The sequence below is a fragment of the Methanoregula sp. genome (genome assembly GCF_041663825.1).
In the GTDB taxonomy this organism is placed as follows: domain Archaea; phylum Halobacteriota; class Methanomicrobia; order Methanomicrobiales; family Methanospirillaceae; genus Methanoregula.
Genome location: NZ_JBAYLY010000042.1, coordinates 1 through 18,055 on the forward strand (window position 1 = coordinate 1; position 18,055 = coordinate 18,055).

Here is an 18,055-nt window from a genome sequence, read left to right on the forward strand (position 1 = left end):
AGAAGTTTACAACCTGCTTTACGTTGACATTTCCTGGTACAAATTCAATTCCATATGTCAAGGCTTGTTCACCTCATGGAGTATTACCGTCCGCGCATTTAAATAAATTATCATTTAACGCTGGGCCCGGTGGATAAGCGACACGGATTCGCGCCCGATGCTCGGTATTTGAGATCCGTGATCCGAAAACAAGGTGCCAATCCGGGAAAAACGCAGGAAGAGATCGTTATTCAAAGCATAATTTCGCGTTTGTCGATCCCAAAGATGGGGCAGGTATGGAGTATGAATCAGTTTCGCCAAGTATGCCTTGCGGGAGCGACCGGTACACTTTTTTAGATGTGTATATCCTATAAGATATTGAACTACAGAGAGGAATATTTACTCTGCTATATGTGGGGTACCCGGCCGGGTTCCCTGAGGGAGATTACCATGCGGATACTTGCGATTGGTGTAGGAGGCGCCGGCTGCCGGATTGCCAATGCACTCTATGCCAACGACCGGAGGAGCAGTAAAGTAACGTGCGTCCATGCACTTGCTGTCGATGTTGACAGTGATGCCCTGGCGCAGCTCCAGGCACTCCCCGAACAGGCAAAGATTGGCTTTCTGGCAGTTGAATCAGATCTCTCCCGGACGGGAAATGATACCCCCCGGCCTGCGAAGATCGACATCGGGGAAATTATCGCCCGTATCCAGAACATGGAGAGAGGTGAAACCGATGCGTTCCTGATCTGCGGCGGGCTCGGCGGCAGTATGACGGACGTGATGCCACACCTTATCGCTGCTCTCCGGGCATCCGTTGCCGAGCCGATCTTCGGACTCGTCACGCTGCCTGCCCTTTCAGAGGGGGAAAAACGATCGGCAAAAGCGGCAGACGATATCGAAAACATCGCGCCGCTGCTGGACGGGACGATCCTGTTTGACAACGAAACCTGGACAAAAAAGATCGCCGCCCGGCGCGATGCACTGCTTGCGGAGGAATCCGGCGGGCATGGATTTTTAGGATTTGGCAAAAATCAGCCAAAACTGTCCGCTCAGGATATCACGTATAAACTCCTGAACCAGAGCATAATCCGGAGGATTAGCCTCATCCTCCGGGCCGGCGAGTTCCGGGCCGACGGGGGCATCGATCTCGCCGAAGTCGTGATGGACTCAAGCGAAGTCCTCAATACCATCAGGGGCATGGGATTCATATCGATCGGATATGCCGTGGAGCATCTCCAAAAGGAGCCGCTGGCATTTCTCTCACGGCTACGTCCGCCCAATCCCACTCTGGAACAGAGAAAGAGTGCAGAACGGATCATCGAGCTTGCCAAGCAGGCCATTTACCAGGAGGTATCCATACCCTGCGACATGACCAGTGCCGCAAAGGCGTTGATCCTTGTTGCGGGTCCGTCCCATGAGATCTCGATGAAAGGTGTCATGACGGTCCGGAAATGGATTGACCGGAGCATCGCTGGTATGGAGATGAGATCCGGGGATTACCCGGTCACCAACTCGGAATATGTGGCAATCATTATCGTTTTGAGTGGTCTTGAAAACATCCCCCGTATTACCGAACTTGAGGATATCCGTGAGCAATACAGGTCAGGAGTCTCCGGGGGAATGTCTGCCTCTTTCAACCTCCCCCCGGGATCAGGCATGCGAAAAGCCGGTACGATGTCGGAGATCGCTGCAGCTCACGGTGGCCCGGAACTCAGAGATGAGATGATCAGTCTCCCGGGAGAGAGACCAACCAAGAAGAGTCACGATAATTACCCTGTAGAGAAAACGGTAATAACTTCGAATGCCTCGTTAACACCGGTTCAGGCGCCCCCACAGGGTACTCCGCCGGGTTCACCACCACGGGCAGTACGGCGGCTTCCCCGGGTTCTTGAAGTGGAAGAACCTGCAACGGGAACCCGTATACTCTTCCCTGATCAACCGGGGTCACCCCCGGAACCTGCCATGGTGCAGAGAAGACCGCAGACACGACCAGCAGGCCCGGTGCTGACGGAGACACCGATACAACGACACGCGATCCCAGCGGAGAAGGATGATGGTGCGGCATACCGGCTCCCGACAAGAGAGACTCCCGTATTGTCACCTCCAAAAAGAGAGTCACAGCCCTTGGTGAAGAAACCGCTCGAATCGGGATATGAATCGATTTATCCGTTAAAACATACGCCGGTAAAAAGCAGAGATCCGGCTCATCAACGAATTGAGCGGGAGCTACAGAGACAGCAGGTACCGCAAAAATCCGAGATCCTGCAGGACCGGGAAACCGTGAGAACCCGGGTGCAGACGCAGATTCCCGCACAACCGGAGACAAAGACTGTCATCCGTAGAGTTACGCCAAAGGCACCGGTGCGCGGGCAGGTACCTCCTGCCGAGCCGGTGGCAGCCTCCCCTGCGCAGGAGAGAACGCTTATCAGGATACGGAAAAAAGAGACAAGGACCGAGGACGAGGGGGCATACGAAGAACCCAACGATCAGTCAGGTCCCGCTCATCAGGAAGAACTCGAACTCGCCTCAGAGACGGAGGACTTCATGCCGGTACCACTCCCGGAAAAGACAAAATTCGGCATCAAAGATCGTCTCCAGCCGGCACGCGACGATATTTTTCTGGGGAGGTCCGTATCCCAAAAGGAGACATTACGTGTAAAAGACGCGGCACTGCTCCATACGGATATCAAAACAAAAAAAGGCAGGCTCGTGCAGGACGGGGAGGAATCCGCCGCAGAACCTGGAAGCAGTCCCTCACCTGAAAAGAAGAAGAAGATAGGAAAATCGTCAGCACAGGATGATAAGATTTCCTGGGTCAATGATTGATATCCGTCACTTTTGAGAACGGGATGTTCCCGGCGCCGATCTCCGTACGGATCCCGATGCCCTGTTCAACACAGTTACCGATATAGTTGAGACCGCTATAGGCGACAATCGAAAGCCGGTAGGGATTGTCCGGCAGGTTGAATACCTGGTTGCCCATCGCGACCGGAAAGACAAAACCGCAATCGTTCATCCGCCGGATTGTTTCCTCGACCTCCTTTCTCGCCGAGGTGGGAACTTCGCGGACGTTTGCAAGAGCGATCCCGGTTTTTGTACGGGCAAATGCATTAATCGAGGTCAGACCTGAGGAGATAAAGAGTTCGAGCGGATCGATGGTGGTCCCCCGGTACCCGATCAGGTCGCGGAACCTTCGGGGAACGTTCTCCTCGATCTCAAGCCTCCCCCCAAATGCCATCTTCACCGGGACACCCTTTCTCTGGAAAACACCATCCATGGTGATACTGCACAGGGTGATCACCCCGACACAATCATGAGGCACCCGGGGATCCTGATCGAGAACCCGGTATGAGTTAAAGAACCCGCATCCGGCTTTTATGACTTCATCAAATGCACCGAGCGCCCGGTCCAGAGATTCCTTGGGGACGATGGAGAGGTTGTATGCCACATCCCCTGTACCTGTAGCCGGGTCAAAGGTGCTCCGGTATGCGAGCCGCTCGAGTTTGGAAATAATAAAACCGATCCGGTCATCGACAAGGGCATGATCGGTCTCAAGAAAACCGGCGGATGTCAGGATCCGGCCCTGGTTACCAATCTTCTCGGTAAATCCCATCGAATCCAGGTAACTGAGGTAATACTGCACGGCCCGGTCGCTTAAGACAAAACCCCTTTCTGCCATCAGTTCCGAGAGCCTTTTCGCCCCTACCGGTTCACGGTGCTCCTTTAAGATACGCAGGATCTCGATATACTTGCGTTCGGTCCGTATCATACTCATTTTGCCTCCACTGCCCCGAGACTGTCCTGGTACCGCCCGGCATACCGTTCGTTCCCGTTCCTGACCTCATGCAGGATCATCTGGACGATGCGTTCAGACGGGTGGATTTCGATATCTTCAGATCCCATGTTCGTGAGGCAGAGGGTCAGCTGACCCCGGAATCCCGGGTCGACAAAACCTGCACCCATAAGCACCCCCCGCCGGCCAAACGATGACCGGCAGCGGAGTGTCCCGGCAACATCCGGGGGCAGCTCAACCCATTCCATGCTCGGCACGAGCGTACATGAGCCCCGCACCAGACGCGTATCCTCTGCGGCACGAAGATCATAGGAGGCGGGCTGCTGGCATTCCGCTGCATAGGGTTTGATGACCAGTTTTTCGTGTGTACAGTCAGTATGAAGCCGGCGGGTGATCTCCTGCGCAGACAGAATCATTCATTAGTTTATCGGTAGAGAATACTTAATATCTTTTGATGGAGATACGTTGGGAAGGATCCATGGGGTAGAGGACATCCTCTTGGGCTTCGAACCCAAGGACGCGGGTTCGATTCCCGCTGGGTCCGCTTAATGACGGAAAAGATCTGATCTCCGGTCTATTGTCGTTTTTGTGAAAACAGTTCTGTTAAACACCTTGAAAATAGGTGTGATTAATTAAATTTCGTTCCGCTTTGTTGTATGTTGACGGCCCCTATGCCCGACCAGCCGTATTACAGCATACAGGACCAGCACCACAAGGATCCCAATTCCAATCAGGGTCAAAAATCCCCAGTCCATATTCTTTTCAAGTGTGATAGTAAGGGGGGTTGTGGTATTTCCAAGAGGAATATTCAACTGGACCGACTGGGGACGGTACCCGTCATCTGTCACCGTGATATTGTAAGGTGTATCGTAAGTGAGCTGCGTATCCAGCTGACCGTGCGCGTCGGTGGTTCCTGCTGTGGCCCCATTAAGAGAAATGGTTGCTCCAGCGACGTTTTTCTTGTCGGTATCCTGGACAAAGAAAGTCTGGCTTACCGTAGCAAGCGATAATACCATCGGAAATTCGCTGGAATCATTAATGACGGCAATTTGCTTGCTTACCGGGACATACCCGTTCTTTTTCACCACGAGAGTATAGCTGCCGGGAACAAGGTTCTGGAGCGTGGCACGGCCATACGGGTTTGTGCTTGCCACTACGGCATTGTTAACATAAACATCTGCACTACCGATTGGCTGGTTCTTTTGATCGTACACAAATACAAAGGCACCGATGGGTACCGGGCTCATCGTAACTGAATCAACCGCTTCGTTCGTGCTGATGGTTTTTGATTGGGTTACCGTCTGGTAACCGGTCTTTTTCACTTCAATGATAACGGGCTTATTACGACTTATCGGGGCGATCAGAATCCCCCGCGAATTGGTCGTTCCAAGGAGTACAGAATCGACACTGATACTTGCATCGGCCACAGCTGCCAGACTTGTCTTATCCTTGACGACAAAGGAGTACTGGTTACCGGACAAGAGCCAGTACTGGACATCCTGATCCTTTGCGGCAATGTTGATCGTTTCGCTACGGGGCTGATAGTTCGATGCCGTGATATTGAGGGAATAGTATGTATAGGAGGTTACTCCAAAGGATGCGGCACCCGATGCATCCGACGTCTTAATCTGGGTAGAATTGGCAGACGTTAAATACAGGGTTGCCCCGGACACAGACTGAAGCGTATTGGAGTCATAGAGTGCCACGTTCAGGACCAATACTCTCCGGTTCAGGGTAACCAAAAGCGACGTGGTATTCCCGCTCACGGTACTGGACCAGTCATCATAGCCATCCATGGAGAACCGGAGATTGAGATCTCCCTGGCCGGACTGGAGCAGGAACTGGCCGGCGTTGTTGGTCATGCCGACATTTGCCCCGCTCAGGTACACTGTTGCATGAGGAACGGTTGTGTTGTCAAGACTGTCCCGCACCGTGATCAGCATGTTCGTCGCCTGTGCTGCACCGCAGAACGCGATAAGGCACAACAGCACAAAAAGGAAACGAATACGATGGTTATACATAGTAAAATATCCCCCTCTGCTCGTATTTTATCCCATCGGTTAAGATATCATATCTCATAGGTTAGAGCTCCGACAAGGAGGGTACACGGTCAAGGAGCATCCCTTCTACGATCACCGGCATGAGGTGCCGCCCCTCTTCAAGAGCCTTCTGGAGACGCCAGTCCCGGTCTGCATAGATAGTAAAGAGCGGTTCACCGGCCTTGATTAGTTTTCCTTTCTTTGCATGGAGCAGGATACCTGCCCCCGGGTCATGGGGCGCCCCGGCCATACGCGCAAGCGTGATCAGGGACTTGTTGTTCATTTCGATAACGTATCCTGATGCCGGGGAATTGACAATAAACTGGTGTTCGCCGGGCATTATATCCTCAGATTTAACTTTCGGGTCACCGCCCTGGATCTCGATGATCTGCCGGAATTTCTCCAGGGCTTTTCCTTTGGTGAGGATTTCCTGTGCCATCGCGGCACCGGCACCCCGCGCTGCTTTGCCAGACATCTCGAGGGCGATACCGGCAAGTGAGATACTTTTCTGGATAAACGAATTTGGCTCGGTAGCACCTTCGAGTACACGGAGTGCTTCCTTTACCTCAAGATTCGGGCCGATACTATGCCCGACCGGGATATCCCCGTAGGTCAGGGCACATTCGACTTTCATACCAAGACGCTCTCCGAGTTCGATGAATTCCCGGGCAAGTTTCCTGCCGTCCTGCATGGTCGGTACCTTGGTGTGGTTGCCCACCGGGATATCGATGACCACGAGATTCGCGCCGACTGCATACTTCTTTGCCATGACGCTTGCAAGCATCTGGCCCCGGGCATCGATCTTGAATGGGTATTCCTGAAGTATGATACGGTCGTCCGCCGGGGCGATGTTGGTAGCGCCTCCCCAGACAATTACACCGCCCACCTTCTCGGTCATCTCCTGGACCTCCCTGGCGGAGAACTCGACATGTGCGAGCACTTCCATGAGATCTGCAGTACCCCCGGCCCCGGTGATGGCGCGGGAACTGGTCTTGGGGATCTTGAGGCCGCTTGCGGCTATGATGGGGACGACTAACAGGGAGATCTTGTTGCCCGGGACACCCCCGATTGAGTGCTTGTCAACAATGGGGCGTGATGCAAATTTTATCTGTTCGCCGGTCTCGACCATGGCACGGGTGAGATGCTCCACCTCATCCATGTCAAGGGGATTGATATACGATGCGGTGATAAACGCAGTCAGCTCCGCAGATGAGATGTCATCGTTGACGACATCTTTGATGATCGTGAGGGTCTCGTCTTTTGAGAGCCGGCCGCCATCCATCTTCTTCTTGATAAAATCAAGCGATGCCGGCCGGTCTGCCTCCCGTATTTCAGCCATCTCGCCCTCGGCAAGGTTCAGCCGCTCGTTTGTGATCCGGTAAACACCGGCGGCGCCCTGCCCAGCAAGGGTAGTAGTCGTCGCTACAACGGCGGTGACTGCCACGCCGTTTTTCGGGTTGATGACCTGTACCCGGTCGCCATCCAGCACACCAATCGTCCGTGCATCGAGACGATTAAGCAAAACCCCGCGTCGTGTTGCAATATCGAGGATTTTTACAGTAAGTTTCATACAGACTCGCCACGCTATTCAGGATATCCCCCGTACCTTAAGGGACATGACCTCTTTTACAGGAACATTGGATGGTTCATCATAAAAAATCGTTCCGGGCCCGGGCCCCGGAGAAATGAGAGATTCTCCTGTTGCTCTTTAAGAGATTCGGGCACGTGCTGCCTTTGGCCCTCGCATACCGTTGACTAAATCTCCACATTCCCGGGTATTCACTCTTAAAGGATACACAAAATACGTGAATCCCGGCCGGTTTTCTCCGGGAGCTCCCGACGCCATACCAGATTAAACCGGACTTGGCGGATTACCCCGCGACAGGTATGACACCTGAAGTTGGGAAGAGACGTACTTACTAAAAAAAGAAAAATTTAGATTTTAGTTCAGTGCCTGCGCACAACAAGGAGCGCAACTGCACCGAGACCAATCAGGGCAACCAGCGCACCAAACCCGGGCTGTGTCGGGGTCTTGGTGGGCGTGGCTACTGTGGTCGGCGGGATGGTTGTTGCGACCGTGGTCGGAACTGTTGTCGTTACTGCAACCTTTGTTGGGGTTGCTGTCGGGGCAGATGCCTCGAGAACGTTAAACAGTGAAGTACCAGTTGCTTCCTGGAGAACGGCAGATGCCTTGACAAGGTACTCGTCGGGTTTGAACGTGGATGCGTCAACATCGAACGAGAGCTTGTTCAGACCGCTGTCACCCTTCGTGACTTTCACGGTGCCTGTTGCGCCGCTGAACTCTCCGCTCTGGCTCTTCTGAGTCGGCTGGAATGATGATGAATAGACTTCGAAGAGGACTTCGTCATCTACCGCAAGGTTGGTTGATGCAGTGATGGTGAACTTGTCACCGACATGCCTGTCGCCAACGGGGGTAATGGTGATGATCGGTTCCTCAACGAGGATCTGGAGTTTGGTGTAGGTATCATCGACATTTGCGTCGTTGATGGCCTCAATTAAGGCCTCTGCTGCGTCGGTGCCCTGCAGGCTGTTTGATCCGGAGAGTTTGAAGTCTTCGGAGTTAGCGCCAAGACCAGACTGATCGACAGTCCAGACATCTGTGGCAGTTGTGCCTGATGCAGGGACGCCAAAATTATCGGCTGGATAGACATCAAACCGGTTGTTCTGCATCGGGTGCTGGGCAACGATGAAGTACTGACCGCTGTAGAGAGGCTTCGTAACCTCCTTCTTGATCTCGTACGAGAACGATGCGTCGGAGTTCACGGACTGTGTTGCAATATTTGCATAGTTCTTACCGAGGATCCAGATCCTGACACCCTCTGATGGCTGGCCCTGTGCGGTACCAGTGATGAAGACGGCGTCACCCTTTGCGACGGTAGACTGCGAGGCAGTTGCGCTGATGAACGGTTTCTTGACAATGATGGAAACCGTGCCATAGGCTGTTGCGGCAAGCAGGTCAGAATCCGCAGTTGCGGGCTGGCTTGTTGCGTAGACAGTGTAGGTACCTGCATCAAGTGCAATGCTGGCGGTTCCGTACTTGTAGCTCCACGTGTTGTCTCCCTGAACCGCAGCCTGAACTAACATATTCTGGTCTGTGGTTTCGGGGGTGGTAGTGCCTAACTTATGAGCACGCGGGTTGCTGTCAGCGGGTGCCATTGCTGCACCGTAATCACCCAGGTTCGGACCCGAAATGAACAGGTACGTGGTCTGGGATTCGGTGTTGGTACCGGAGAACTTAATCTCTTCGCCGAGGTAGTAACTCTGGTCGCCGGCGGCCACGATCGTGACTGCACCCTTCTCGACCTTCACTTGAACCTCGTCGCTCTTGTAGCCTGTCGAACCACCGAAGTAGTTCTCAACGCGGACGGTGTACGTCTGGGCCTTGGTCCAGTTGGTAGTAGCGAACCCAATGGTCCTCGTACCCGTGCTGCTCATAGAGACGAGTCCATAGACGTAAGTACCGTTGCCGGTATTGATTGAATCAGCGACGTCATCAATGACAGTCTTGCCGGCACCGTTCTGATAAGCGTAGGAGCCGATTACGTAGGGACCAAGGGGATTATCCTGAGTAAGACCTGCCTGGTTCGCGACGAACATCGGGGGCTGGTCATCGTAGGCACCGGACATGGTGCTGGTACCCTTGACCCAGACATAGTATGCCTGGTTTGGCTTACCGGTGACGGTTATCGAGAACTGCTTGCTGCGGACGACGGAATCCTTGTTTGCCGTGATCTTTACCGTGTTGGAAACAATCGTAATGGTCTGAGTCGCAGATACGGTCTTGCCGGTATAAGACGCACCACCATTCAGGTAGTTGTCTTTCATGCCGTTCATATAGGACTCTGCATAGACCGAGTAGGTACCTGCCGGGTATGCTAACTGACCGTTCGCGTCATACGCATCGGTAGCCCAGTTCAACGGGCTTGCCTGTGAGTTGAGGAACCACTGCGGGTTGTTTACAGCGAGCTTTGTCAGAGTTACGGTGTTCGTCGCACTGTATACATTGTGGCCGGTGTACAGTGCTGTCAGGACGTTGCCTGAGTCTGTCTTCACCTTGAGATCCATCCAGTAAGAGTGGTCGGCACCATTTCCATCTACCCTGATGACTTTAGCTGCACGCTGGTCTGCATTGGCGATGGCCTGATACAGGTTATTGTCAACACGGATGGTCAGGTTCTCACTCTGAATAACAGAACCGCCGTTTACGTTCAATTTCTGGTCTACATCCCAGACATTAACCGCAAGGCTCGGGTCTGTAACAGTGAACACACCAACGGGTTGCCCAGTCGTAGTACTGATGTACGGTTTACCAGTTGAATCGGACAGATACCAGGTACCTGTGTACGGGAAGGTAGACGTCAGAACATACTGGTTCGTGTATGAGGAACCCAGCGGAACGGTCATCTTCGGGCTGGTAGTTGTGATTACAGCTGCCGAGTCCCAGTAGCTGACGAACGCATACGTTGGGTCGATGGGTCCATCAATAGCTCGACCTTCAGCAGAATTCAGAGCATGGGTAATATCGAGTCCCTGCTCCCCATAGAAGATAGCTGCACCCTGGTTGACTGACGAGTTGACCGAGTAGAACGTTGCCGATGCCGGCAGTACGGCTACAAGAACCAACGCGACAAGTGCAACCAGTGCAATTGTTAATCGCTTAGTCATTCGTTTTCCTCCAAAGTATAACATCATACATTTCAAGCCGGAAAACCGTTTCGACATTTGCCGAATAACGATTCTACGAGCCCCATACTCCGTTTAAACGGAATATGGAGGAATATTTGTAAAAGAGCTAATATATCCTTTGTGGTTGAGTTTATTTTTGCTTTCAAGGCAGATAACGACCGGTTTCCCGAATTCCCCGTGTTTTATGCGGTTATCCAGTATTTTACCAACCAGAGTGGTTCCCGGCTCCGGGCACATGCTTTCTTTATAGGCTCAGCCGGATTCGCGCACGTGCCGGATGACTGGTTCCTAAAGAAGTGTATGTTGTTGGTACTATATAGTACACCATGAATATAGTACACCATGAAAAATATAGTACACCATGAAAACCGCTGCACATATACACACTATAATATGTACAGTGGTTAGATTCTGGAGAAAAATGCATGAAAAAACCGGTTCACCACCGAACCATGGAAATTAATACAGATTTTATCTCCTTTTGCGGGCATAACGATAAAAGAACATTAAGATCTCCCCTCCGTCAGGCATGAAATTATAGTCAGGAAAGACATTGTATCGCACGGATTTTCAGGAAATACAGGCTCCTGTTGAAACGCACATTCTCTGGAAATTTGAGCAAACACGATGAAAAACCAGGGGGTACCCTCAGATCATAAAAAGGAGAGGTACCCTGACCCCCCTACCACCCGGCCAATTTTTTTTAGAGACACCCCCACCCCCTTCTTCAAGGAGAAGAGGGGGGACTATCCCCATTTTCATAGAGGAGGATCCCCCATGTGGGGTGTGGCAAGAGCAAGAAGGGGTGGCCGGGCAGGACCCGTCCCGGCCCCAGATTGCAACACATATATGATACCGGCTCCAACTCTTGTTCCATGAGAGTCATCCGGGCCCCGGCCATTGGGCGGGCACACGAGCTGGTCGTGAAGATGATCCTGGAGAAAGGGTGGATCCTCCAGACCGAAGATGACGAGGCCACCGTTGAATTCGAAGAGGTGGCCCTTCAGGTAGATACCCCGCTTGCCGGGCCGCTCGTGAGCCCCCACTCACGGTTCCAGCAGAGGTTTGTCGAGCAGTACGCAACCGATCTGCTGCACGGCTCACATGCCTCCTTTGAATACGATTACCACGGCCGGCTCTTTGACTGGGGCGAGCGCCTTTCAGTTGAAGGAACGCCAGTACACGTCAACCAGATCGAATACATTGCAGAAAAACTCCGGCAGTCCCCGGTGAGCCGTCGGGCCATTGCCATCACGTGGAACCCGGTCATCGATGAAAAACTCAACGACTGCCCCTGCCTCCAGCTCGTGCAGTGCGTCCTCCGGGACGGCAAACTCGCTATGCGGGTGATATTTCGGAGTAACGATATGCTCACCGCGGCCGGTGCCAACATGTACGCCCTTGTCCAGCTCCAGAAGTCCATCGCTGACCGGCTCGGCGTGCCCTGCGGCACCTACACCCACATCTCGCTTGTCCCGCACATCTATTATATCCGGGATACACATGACATTGAACCGTTCTGCGGCAGAGGCGAATTCATCCAGCCGGTACACGAAGTCTGCCAGGCCTGCGGGCGCTGTGACCGGTCAAAAAAAGCCTGACGTGTGAACCGCGGGCAACAAATATCCGTCACTTTAATTAGGCTCCAGCGGCAAAAAGTATGAGGCAATATAGCCCGGTAGTGTAGCGGTCAATCATGCGAGGCTCTGGATCTCGCGACAGCAGTTCGAATCTGCTCCGGGCTACTCTTTTGCAGTTTGATACTTTCACACGACTCTGTTGTTGTGACATATGCTGGTTTTGCCGGACAAAACCTGTTATTCGAAAAAAACACATACCGCACCGATTTGGCGCTTAAGGTTTCATGGCCGAAAAAATTTTGATTTTTCAATTTTCAAACCGAAAAAAATCCGGCAAAAAAGTTTTCGGACTAAAAAAAAGGTGTTAGTTATCCATCCGATTATCGGATAATTATCCGATTGACAGATGTACAACTAACTAAATCCCTTTTTTTCCGTCGTGATTTTTCCGGCAGTTCCGGTTTTTGTACAAAAAATCCGGATCGCCCGGGAACTTTCGCGCCAGAAAAATTCCGGTAGTCCGGATTTTCGAGCGCGAAAAACACACGGACGTTATAAAAAAAAAAGTGCCGACGCAATCTCAGGCAATAAGTGCCGAAAGAATGCACCCGATAAAGATCGCGCCAAACGTCCCTGCCCCACCTATACTGACCTGCGGCACTTCAAGATCGCCCACATGGTGGAGGTGCGCAATATTTGCACCGAGTAAAATCCCGAAAGTCGCGCTGACAAATGCAATAACACCAGCGGAGAGCAACCCGAACCCACCGGCAAGGAGGATGCCGCAGAGAAGCGCGGTAAGACCCGGAATAAAGAGCGGCACCCTGAGCCCCATCCCTACCATGGGCCGGGTCGTTACGTAGGCCATTGCTGCGACAATGAGGGTTGCGGCAAGTACCTGGAGATAGAGCGTGTCACTGATCACCGTTGAGGCACGGTAAAGAAGATAACATGCCATTGCAACAGGGATGATTGCCCCGCCGAGGTTCACCGTAATAGAGGTCTCCCAGAGGCCGCCGGTCTCGTTCGGGGAAAATGCATCCGGGAACTGTCCGTCTGGTGAATGGGGCATCCGGATCGTCTCTTTCCGGATCTTCCAGACCGGAATATTGACAAGGCTGCAAAGCAGGATCAGGATGACAAGAGCGGTTGCAGTAATCCACGAAAGTCCGACAAGGTTCGTGAACGCTTTGCCCACAAGGCCCAGAAACAGGAGCGGTACGACAATGACAATAAGCCCTATAATGACGAGAAGTGCGATGATCGTCAGGGGGCTGGCAGAATAAACACGGATATCGGAGGACATGGTAATCCAAGGGAAACTTAACTTATTTCGTGCAGACGATTGCCGCGTGGTCCTGATGGTACGGGGCAAGCCATGTACTCTCAACTATTGTGAGCCCGGCAGACAAGAGGATATCGAGCGTATCCCTGAATACTTCAACAGGTTCCTTCCTGATATCCACGCTGCGGGTCTTGAGCATGAGGATAACATACCCGCCTTTTTTGAGGAAAACGCAGTTCTTGAGAGCAATCGCTGCCTGGTCCGGTTGGGCCACGTCCTGGTAGAGGAGATTCACCGTTTCCACCAAAGGCGCATACTGCTCCGGGCAGGAGGCATCCGCCAGGATCGGCATGACGTTTTTACGCCGGCGTGCGACTTCGAGCAGATCCTGCATCGGGCGCGGGGCAAACTCTACGGCATACACAACTTCCACGTAATCGGCAACGTGGGAGACCGTCGTCCCGTTTGCGGCCCCGAGGTAGAGGACTTTCATATTCGGGGGAAGTTCAATACCGGTTCCCACAAGATACAGGGCCGCAAGCTTGCTCCGGTACGGGTCCCAGACCCGGTACCCGTCAAGCTCCCGCTCGCCATAGACCCCGCCCTCGCCTTTGGAGACCAGCACATCACCGATCCGGATCATTGTCCTTTCCCCTCCTCATCGGGAGTTCCCGCCCGGTCGATACGGGCCTGAGCATCGTCAAGGAATTCTGGTGCTGCACAGCCCCGGTAAAAGTCCAGCCGGGCAGCAATCGCCAGTTTCCCGGCAAGCACCCGGGCGACCTTCCCCCGCACTTCGCGGGGGGCGTTGTGCACCCGCCGGTGCTGGAAGATGATCCCGTGCTTCGGGGATGGGGCCTTTGTCCGGATGTGGGCAAAGAGCGCAGTCCGGGCGCCGAGTACCTGGATGCCGCTTGCGGGGAGCCGGGAGAGTTCCTTTAAGCCCCCTGCGTGGGAGAGGAGCCGGGCGGCAACGAGCCCACCGATGAGCGCGCTCGTGTTCGGCATGACCTCGCACGCCCGGGCCGAGACCTCCTTTGCAAGCGCAGTCCGGGCATCGGCAAGGCTCATGATCTCTGCGGCGACCTTGCCGAGCGCTCCCCCGCCCCCGCCGCGCTCCCGGTTCCGCTCGCTGATGGACTTGACCAGCACGTGCGCCGGTGTCCTGCGGTATTTGCGGGAGAACGAAGGGTGCCGGATCTGGTACCAGTCCGCAACCCTCTCGGAGAGGACGTTTGTGACCGTGTCCATCTCGTCGAGTGTCCTGACCATCTGGAGCAGTTCCACATCCTTTGCGGCATACTGTTCCCGGACGGCCTGCTCCGATCCCGCGATACAGACCTTCTGGAGCATTGCCAGGTATTCCGCACGGTCGTGGCAGACCCCGCAGGAGACTGCCTGCTGCCAGTCCAGCGGAACAAAGGCGTCCATAGTAGTACGGCACTCCCGGACGCGGCGGGCACATGCGGCAGCATCACCGGTAAACGGCGTGCACTGCCCGGCCTCCACATCGCCAAACCAGCAGGACTGCATGATACCAACTAAGGGACGCACGGCTAAAAAAAGAATGGCTCACACCCTGCATGAGGCGCTCACATCAGACCCACGCGAGGCCAAAAGAGTACAGGATCACCGGGATCATGATCGCACCCATGCAGTAGACCCTTGAAACGTTCACGATATGGGGTACGAGACCGAGTATCGTGGCAAGGACGAGGATGAAGATCCCAAACGGCCCGGTGAGGACGATGCTGAGCGCCACCACAAAAATGATCACCGCCCGGTTGAGCATCCGGCCGTTGATCCCGTTGAGCCAGCCTGCTGAATGGGAGAGTCCCACCGTTATGACATACGCGAGGCAGGCCGCAAGGACTCCGATGATCATCAGTTCGCTCATGGACGGGAGCGGCAGCTCCGCGAGCGCGACCATCACGCCGTTTCGCATCCGGGAGAGAGCAAAGAGCGCGGCAAGCCCGATGAACGCATTCGCCGTGTTTGCTGCGCTCGTGGCAAGGATGTAGGCCCGGCGATCCTTCTCGTACCCGATCACCGACGCCAGTGCACCGTTCGCGGTTGCCGTCGAGAGCCCGGGCAGCCAGCCGACCGCAATGCCGGCGAGCGTGCCAAGAAGGGAACACTTGACCACGGTCCCGTTCTCCACCCGCAGGCCCCGGAACTGTTGCACCGGGAGCGCCCCCTGCGACGCAACCAGCAGGACGGAGATCCCGAAGAGACCCGTAAGGAGGGGCATGAGGATGGAAGTCTCCCCGCCAAGCGTGTGCCAGCCCAGGAATGCGTACCGCATGGCAAACGCCCCGAGCAGGCCGGAGACGGCAAAGATCGCAAGCGCCCAGCCGGGTGATTCGCTCATTACAATCATGTACCCGATCACCGCGACGATCAGGATCCCGATGCCCCAGTCAAAGTACGGCTGGAGGGCGGGAAGGAAGATGTAACAGAGCACCGATAGAGGGACCGCAATAATGATGGCACAGGCACTCCCGAGCGCGGCGATCCTGACCGCCTCCTCGCCATTCCCTTCAAGGCACATGGCATGTGCCGGGAGGACGGAAAGGGACGTATCTGCATCGGGAACTCCCAGGAACGTGGACGGGATGGATTCGACAAACGTGTGCGTGATCAGGGCGGCAAACATCGCGCCGGCAAGGGCAAGCGGCCCGAGCACGGCGAGGAGGACTGCCTGCGCACCGAGCAGGACCCCCGCAAGCGTGTTCGCGTGCACGCCGGGAATAAGACCGCTGATGGTACCGAGAAGGACTCCGAGCAGCACCCCGACCACGATCTCTATCATACCAGAAGGTACAGGAGAATGGACATAAATCAACCGAAATGCATACCATCTTATCATACAGGGAAGATGAATCCTCAAATGAAGATCGCAGTCACCCGTCTTGCAGGAAAGGAGGACAGGGACGCGACCCGGTGCGCAGCATTCGGGCACGCGTGCTACAGCGTCCACCCGCTCAGGTCGGAGATCCGGCAGGATATTGTCTCCGCGTTTGCCGCAGCCGTGGAACGCGGGGAGTTTGACTGCATCTTTTTTACGAGCGCACTTCCGGCAAAAATCCTTGCCCCGCACCTCAAAAAGACCCCCCGAGTCATTGCGATCGGCCCCGAGACGGCACGGGAACTCGCGCGGTGCACCATCTCCTGCGAGACCCTGCCCGGGTTCTACTCGCGCGACTTTGTTCCGTACCTGGGGGACTGGATCAAAGGGAAAACAATCGGCCTCCCCAGGGCCGACGTCCCGAACGCCCCCCTCATTGATGCGATTACGCACGCGGGAGGGATCGCACGGGAGTTCCGCTGCTACCGGCTCGCGCCCACGAACGAGCCGCTTGATCTTGACCTGGCCGAGGCCATCCTCTTTACGAGCGCGATGTCATATAAGAAGGCGATATGGACACCCCGCCCCGGCCTGCTGGTGATGGCCATCGGGGATATCACGGCCGAAGCAATGATGTGCGGGGGAACGCTGCCCGCAATTATCGGGGACGGATCGCTTGAGGGGACGCTTGGCGTCTTAAACGAATACCGGGGAAAGATACGGATAATACGATGACGACACCACAGGAAACCCCGATACCGGGAGAATCAGGTACACCACAGCTCTGGCATGGCGCAGGCATTATCGTGATCGACAAGCCTCGGGGCCCTTCGAGCCACCAGGTGGCCGCGTGGGTGGGTAAGATGGTCGGCTGCCAGGTCGGGCACGCGGGCACGCTCGACCCGCAGGTGTCGGGCATCCTCCTTGTCATGCTGGGAAATGCGGTGCGCCTCGCGCCGCTGCTCCTGAAACACGACAAGGAGTATATCTGCCTGATGCGGCTGCACAAGGATGTGGACCGGAAAAGCATCGATGCGGTCGCAGCGGAATTTACCGGCCGTATCTACCAGCGCCCGCCCCGGAGGAGCGCGGTCAAACGCCTGCTGCGCATCCGTGCCATCCAGAAACTGGAGATACTGGGTGTGGAGGGGCGGCTGGTGCTCTTTAAGGTGCAGTGCGATGCGGGCACCTACATCCGATCGCTCTGTCACCACATGGGCCTCGCGCTCGGGACGGGTGCGCACATGCAGGAGCTGCGCCGGACCCGGTCGGGTGTCTTTGACGAGCGCACCATGCACACGCTCCACGACCTGCAGGATGCCTGCGTTGCTGCGGCAGCGGGGGATCATACTGCTCTTGATACCATGATCGTTTCCGTGGATGCGGCGGTTCCGGATCTCCCGACCGTTGTCGTGCGCGATACCGCTGTCGATGCGCTCTGCCACGGCGCTGCACTGGCGGGTGTGGGGGTGCTCCGCTGCGATGAGTTCAAGAGAGACCAGATCGTCGCTGTCCTCACGGACAAGAAGGAGTTTATCGGCCTCGGGAAGGCCATTACTGCATCTGCAACATGGCAACCCGGGAAGACCGGCCTCTTTATCGCCATGACCTCAGTCTTCCTTGCCCCGGGCACGTACCCGAGAGGCTGGAAGAAGGCAGTCACGCCGGAAAAACCAAAAAAATCCTGATCCCATAAAGGGATAGCATTAAAAAAATACCCGGCAAATACATGGGATACACTTTTTGCTGAGGTAGTCTAGCGGTAGGGCGCAGGCCTGGAAAGCCTGTGGTGCGAAAGTGCCTCGGGGGTTCAATTCCCCC

Annotated in this window: 13 protein-coding genes and 2 tRNA genes; 6 read left to right on the forward strand and 9 right to left on the reverse strand. The window is 54.9% G+C overall.

Features of this window, described 5'->3' with window-relative positions:
- Positions 1-429: 429 nt before the first annotated feature.
- Positions 430-2,808, forward strand: coding sequence for a hypothetical protein (locus WCX19_RS13685; protein ID WP_373009075.1), 2,379 nt, complete (start codon positions 430-432; stop codon positions 2,806-2,808).
- Here WCX19_RS13685 and WCX19_RS13690 read toward each other — a convergent pair.
- On the reverse strand, positions 2,798-3,751 hold the full coding sequence (locus WCX19_RS13690) for a DUF128 domain-containing protein (RefSeq protein ID WP_373009098.1): 954 nt from the start codon (positions 3,749-3,751) through the stop codon (positions 2,798-2,800). The genes WCX19_RS13685 and WCX19_RS13690 overlap by 11 nt on opposite strands.
- 2 nt (positions 3,752-3,753) lie before the next feature.
- A complete protein-coding gene (locus tag WCX19_RS13695) occupies positions 3,754-4,191 on the reverse strand; it encodes a dCTP deaminase (protein ID WP_373009077.1) in 438 nt (145 codons plus the stop codon).
- A 56-nt stretch (positions 4,192-4,247) separates the two neighbouring features.
- Here WCX19_RS13695 and WCX19_RS13700 point away from each other — a divergent pair.
- Positions 4,248-4,319 (forward strand) — tRNA-Arg (locus tag WCX19_RS13700).
- 88 nt (positions 4,320-4,407) lie between these two features.
- Here WCX19_RS13700 and WCX19_RS13705 read toward each other — a convergent pair.
- The 3 genes from WCX19_RS13705 to WCX19_RS13715 form a co-directional block, all read right to left on the reverse strand.
- Positions 4,408-5,796: a collagen binding domain-containing protein gene (locus WCX19_RS13705; RefSeq protein WP_373009079.1), complete on the reverse strand. Its 1,389-nt coding sequence runs from the start codon at positions 5,794-5,796 to the stop codon at positions 4,408-4,410.
- Positions 5,797-5,857: 61 nt separating this feature from the next.
- Complete coding sequence (locus tag WCX19_RS13710; protein ID WP_373009081.1) at positions 5,858-7,384, reverse strand: AMP phosphorylase; 1,527 nt, start codon at positions 7,382-7,384, stop codon at positions 5,858-5,860.
- Between the two features lie 377 nt (positions 7,385-7,761).
- Positions 7,762-10,500 carry an MEMAR_RS02690 family S-layer glycoprotein gene (locus tag WCX19_RS13715; protein ID WP_373009083.1) on the reverse strand — a complete coding sequence of 913 codons (2,739 nt, stop codon included), beginning with the start codon at positions 10,498-10,500 and terminating at the stop codon, positions 7,762-7,764.
- Between the two features lie 896 nt (positions 10,501-11,396).
- Between WCX19_RS13715 and WCX19_RS13720 the strand changes: the two genes are divergently transcribed.
- Positions 11,397-12,122: a thymidylate synthase gene (locus tag WCX19_RS13720; RefSeq protein WP_373009085.1), complete on the forward strand. Its 726-nt coding sequence runs from the start codon at positions 11,397-11,399 to the stop codon at positions 12,120-12,122.
- A gap of 71 nt (positions 12,123-12,193) precedes the next feature.
- Positions 12,194-12,266 (forward strand) — tRNA-Gln (locus WCX19_RS13725).
- Between the two features lie 415 nt (positions 12,267-12,681).
- Here WCX19_RS13725 and WCX19_RS13730 read toward each other — a convergent pair.
- From WCX19_RS13730 to WCX19_RS13745, 4 genes are all read right to left on the reverse strand, one after another.
- Positions 12,682-13,407 (reverse strand): DUF1614 domain-containing protein, encoded by a 726-nt coding sequence (locus WCX19_RS13730; protein WP_373009087.1) that lies wholly within the window; start codon positions 13,405-13,407, stop codon positions 12,682-12,684.
- Between the two features lie 22 nt (positions 13,408-13,429).
- Entirely contained in the window at positions 13,430-14,029 is a 600-nt protein-coding gene (locus tag WCX19_RS13735) for a fibrillarin-like rRNA/tRNA 2'-O-methyltransferase (RefSeq protein WP_373009089.1), read from the reverse strand.
- The gene (locus WCX19_RS13740; RefSeq protein WP_373009091.1) at positions 14,026-14,919 is read right to left on the reverse strand and encodes an RNA-processing protein; all 894 of its coding nucleotides are present in this window, start codon (positions 14,917-14,919) and stop codon (positions 14,026-14,028) included. Before WCX19_RS13740 ends, WCX19_RS13735 begins: the two co-directional genes overlap by 4 nt.
- A gap of 64 nt (positions 14,920-14,983) precedes the next feature.
- Positions 14,984-16,198 (reverse strand): tripartite tricarboxylate transporter permease, encoded by a 1,215-nt coding sequence (locus WCX19_RS13745; protein ID WP_373009093.1) that lies wholly within the window; start codon positions 16,196-16,198, stop codon positions 14,984-14,986.
- A gap of 78 nt (positions 16,199-16,276) precedes the next feature.
- Between WCX19_RS13745 and WCX19_RS13750 the strand changes: the two genes are divergently transcribed.
- Positions 16,277-16,969, forward strand: a complete 693-nt coding sequence (locus tag WCX19_RS13750) for a uroporphyrinogen-III synthase (protein ID WP_373009095.1) — start codon at positions 16,277-16,279, stop codon at positions 16,967-16,969.
- Entirely contained in the window at positions 16,966-17,922 is a 957-nt protein-coding gene (locus WCX19_RS13755; RefSeq protein WP_373009096.1) for an RNA-guided pseudouridylation complex pseudouridine synthase subunit Cbf5, read from the forward strand. Before WCX19_RS13750 ends, WCX19_RS13755 begins: the two co-directional genes overlap by 4 nt.
- Positions 17,923-18,055: the final 133 nt, after the last annotated feature.

Excerpts from the sequence above, each read along its gene's own strand:
- WCX19_RS13690 (WP_373009098.1), bottom strand. The coding sequence starts at position 3,751 with ATGATACGGACCGAACGCAAGTATATCGAGATCCTGCGTATCTTAAAG.
- WCX19_RS13730 (WP_373009087.1), bottom strand. The coding sequence starts at position 13,407 with ATGTCCTCCGATATCCGTGTTTATTCTGCCAGCCCCCTGACGATCATC.
- WCX19_RS13740 (WP_373009091.1), bottom strand. The coding sequence starts at position 14,919 with ATGCAGTCCTGCTGGTTTGGCGATGTGGAGGCCGGGCAGTGCACGCCG.
- WCX19_RS13720 (WP_373009085.1), top strand. The coding sequence starts at position 11,397 with ATGAGAGTCATCCGGGCCCCGGCCATTGGGCGGGCACACGAGCTGGTC.
- WCX19_RS13710 (WP_373009081.1), bottom strand. The coding sequence starts at position 7,384 with ATGAAACTTACTGTAAAAATCCTCGATATTGCAACACGACGCGGGGTT.
- WCX19_RS13705 (WP_373009079.1), bottom strand. The coding sequence starts at position 5,796 with ATGTATAACCATCGTATTCGTTTCCTTTTTGTGCTGTTGTGCCTTATC.
- WCX19_RS13745 (WP_373009093.1), bottom strand. The coding sequence starts at position 16,198 with ATGATAGAGATCGTGGTCGGGGTGCTGCTCGGAGTCCTTCTCGGTACC.
- WCX19_RS13695 (WP_373009077.1), bottom strand. The coding sequence starts at position 4,191 with ATGATTCTGTCTGCGCAGGAGATCACCCGCCGGCTTCATACTGACTGT.
- WCX19_RS13735 (WP_373009089.1), bottom strand. The coding sequence starts at position 14,029 with ATGATCCGGATCGGTGATGTGCTGGTCTCCAAAGGCGAGGGCGGGGTC.
- WCX19_RS13755 (WP_373009096.1), top strand. The coding sequence starts at position 16,966 with ATGACGACACCACAGGAAACCCCGATACCGGGAGAATCAGGTACACCA.
- WCX19_RS13685 (WP_373009075.1), top strand. The coding sequence starts at position 430 with ATGCGGATACTTGCGATTGGTGTAGGAGGCGCCGGCTGCCGGATTGCC.
- WCX19_RS13715 (WP_373009083.1), bottom strand. The coding sequence starts at position 10,500 with ATGACTAAGCGATTAACAATTGCACTGGTTGCACTTGTCGCGTTGGTT.
- WCX19_RS13750 (WP_373009095.1), top strand. The coding sequence starts at position 16,277 with ATGAAGATCGCAGTCACCCGTCTTGCAGGAAAGGAGGACAGGGACGCG.